Below are 2,732 nucleotides of genomic sequence, written 5' to 3'. Positions count from 1 at the left end.
TCTTACCCGCCAGTGGCGGGCGGACACCCACCACGGACTGGTCGTTGAAGCCCGTGCCGGTGATGGTCACCTGGTGGCTGCCGTCAGCGGCGAGTGTGGCTTCCGAGAGCTGGATCTTCGGGGTGCCGACGGGCACCTGGGTCTCGTCCTCGGTCAGGTCGTAGGTGACCTGGAGAGGCAGCGGGCCCTTGAGGTTCTGGTCTCCCCCGCACCCGGTGTTGTAGTAGTGCGGGTGCACCGAACCCGGCACGGCCGCCAGCCACTCGGGCGTCCACGCGCCCCAGACGTTCGGCGCGGTGCAGGTCCGGTCCTGGTTCCCACCGTTGTGCTGCACTCCCGCGTACCGGGGGGACAGGGTGATGGTGCCGTCCTGTGCCACCTGTGCGGCACCCGGCCCGAACGACAGGACGGGCGTGCGGCCCGCGTTGACCTCGGGCGTGGGGTTGCCGTCCATGTCATTCGCCGCACCGATGGTGACATCGGCGTCGAGCGTTCCGGAACCGTCGGCGTTCACCGTGAGCCTGGGGTCGGCCAGGGTCTCGTCCGGGGCGTTGAGGTTGGCGGGGTAGGCGTTGAAGGTGATCTCGCCGTCCCAGTCGATGGTGACCGTGCCGTCCACCCCGCGGGCTCCCTCACCGTCGGAGAACTTGATCGCGTTGGGCGTCGCCTGGTGGCCGTCGACCACCCTGACCGGCATCGACGTGGCCGGGAACGCCCCCGGTGTGTACTCGGTCTGCGTGCCACCCGAGACCGACCCGACGAGCGCCGAGGCGTCACCGGAGGCGTCGAAGATGCGCCACGGTCCGAAGATGCCCTTCTGGGCGTATCCGCTGATGCCCCAGACGAACGAGGCGTCCGAGACGGTTCCCGGGGTGACGTCCTGGGCCTGGGCCGCCGGGGCGGCGACGACTCCGGCGAGCAACGCGAGTGTTGCCCCCAGCATCGTGCCCCGTCGACCGGCGAGCGCGAGCCGGGATCGAGAAGTCTTCACATCAGTCCTTTCGTCGAACTGTCTGGTAGAACAGCACTGCCGCGAGCGCGAGCAATGCGGTCCCCACCCACCACTGCCATTGGTGGGTGGGGTTTCCGGCCTTCTGGGAGGCGGAAGTCTGGGAATAGACCACGTCGGCACCGTGAAGCGGGGAGTTGGCCGCCACCGGGATCGTCGAGTGGTCGGCGAAGGCGGCTGGCGCCGCGGGCGCGGGCGCGGAACCACCCGGGGAGGGACTTGAGGGGGGCGCGGGGATCGAGGCGACCGTGCCGCCCACGGTGCCGGCGGTCACCGGAGAGCCTGAGGCGTAGTACTCCTCGAAATGCTCCTCGAAGACCTCGTCGACGCGACCCCCCGCGGCGGCCGGGGGTTCGGACCCCCCGGCCGGGCCCGTTCCCTCGCGAACCTCCCTCACCGCATCGGGCTGGAGTGGCTTCCACGCCTCGTCCATCCAGGCGGCAGCGGTGTCGGCGACGTCGTCGCCCGCGGCGCGGAGAATCTGTTCGACCGTGTTGTCGAGGACCTGACCCACGATTCCTCTCGAACCACCCGAACCCCCGGAATTCGGCATTTCCTCGGGTTCATCCGAATTCCAACTCACCGCTATCGGGAGTGCGGGTTTCGCGCTGTCGGAGGTCCCGGTGGAATACCAGAATCCTCCCGATCCGGCGTCCGCGGCAAAGTCCACGAATTCACTGGGGAATGCTCCCCAGTTATCCCCATCTCTCGACTGGGTATTCTCCCCCGGCTTTGCGGAATAGGGCACCCGGAGGTATTCGGGGGTCACGGAGAAGCCCTTCTTCCCGCCCAGTTCGACGCGGTTGCGGGACAGGTTCGCGACGACCACGGTGCGCGACGGGATCGGGACCGACACCTCGGGGTTGTCCTGTGAGCTCCGTCGCCCACCCAGGGTCGCGGTGACCGTCGCCTTGGTGGGTGTGACGGTGAGAACCGGGTCGGTGATGCTGAGGAACACCAGGCCCGAGTAGTACAGGACCGAGGCGGTGCCCTTCCACTCGATCTCGGCGGTGCCCGCCCCGGCGTCGACGACTCCGGCGCCCTTGCCGAAGACCATCTCGAGGCCGCTGTACTTGCTCGAGGCGCCGTACCGGATCGGCGTGCCCGCCTGATCGGTCTGCGTGCCGGCCCAGGTGGCCGCCGCCGGGGCCCCGCTCGAGGGGCGCTTGTCGATCGTCACGTTGCCCGACGTGGCCCTCCACGTCTGCTCGGTGATCGTCGCCCCGGACCCGGTGAGCGCCGCAGAACTGTCACCTGCGGAGAGAAAGTTGAGTCCGGGGCCGTGGCTGGGACCCGAGCTCTGCCTGCTGAGCCCCCATCGGAACTCCGCGTCGGTCAGCTCGACCGCCGAGCCCTGCGCACGCGCGGACGGGGCACCCACCAGCGCACCCGTCAACGCACCCAGGGCGAGTACCAGCGCCAGCGCCAGCGCGGTGGCGCGGCGGTATGTCGATCGCAGTTGACTGGTCATCGGGGGTCCCTTTGCTCGAGGACGGACGTGGGCTGGTGGGGGTCTGCCGCCGTGGCCGGGTGGGGATACGGTCCGGGCAGCGTGTCATCGGGATCGGGGGTGTCGTCGGGACCGAGCGGATCGTCGGGCTCCCCCGCGACGTCCTGGGGTCCGGCGACTCCGTCGGGCCCGGCACGGAACCTCCGGTTGACGGCGACCGCCGCGGCGACCGACAACGCGAGGGCCGCGAGGGCGAGGAAGACCCACCCCGCC

The 2,732-nt window shown here is 69.9% G+C and carries 2 protein-coding genes and 1 pseudogene; all 3 read right to left on the bottom strand.

The features are described from left to right. On the bottom strand, nt 1–991 hold a 991-nt coding region (locus tag G6027_RS11955), incomplete at its 3' end, for an HtaA domain-containing protein (RefSeq protein ID WP_182637370.1). Between the two features lies 1 nt (nt 992). Continuing rightward, complete coding sequence (locus tag G6027_RS11950) at nt 993–2,480, bottom strand: hypothetical protein (protein WP_182637369.1); 1,488 nt, start codon at nt 2,478–2,480, stop codon at nt 993–995. Continuing rightward, nucleotides 2,477–2,732, bottom strand: a pseudogene (locus G6027_RS11945) (hypothetical protein); the annotation flags it as partial. The pseudogene G6027_RS11945 and the gene G6027_RS11950, both read right to left, overlap by 4 nt.

Origin of the sequence: Dietzia sp. SLG310A2-38A2, assembly GCF_014145095.1 — a bacterium.
Lineage (GTDB): Bacteria > Actinomycetota > Actinomycetes > Mycobacteriales > Mycobacteriaceae > Dietzia.
The sequence above is the reverse complement of the archived record's forward strand: the minus strand, read 5'-3'. Positions and strand labels throughout refer to the sequence as shown.

Excerpts from the sequence above, each read along its gene's own strand:
- G6027_RS11950 (WP_182637369.1), bottom strand. The coding sequence starts at position 2,480 with ATGACCAGTCAACTGCGATCGACATACCGCCGCGCCACCGCGCTGGCG.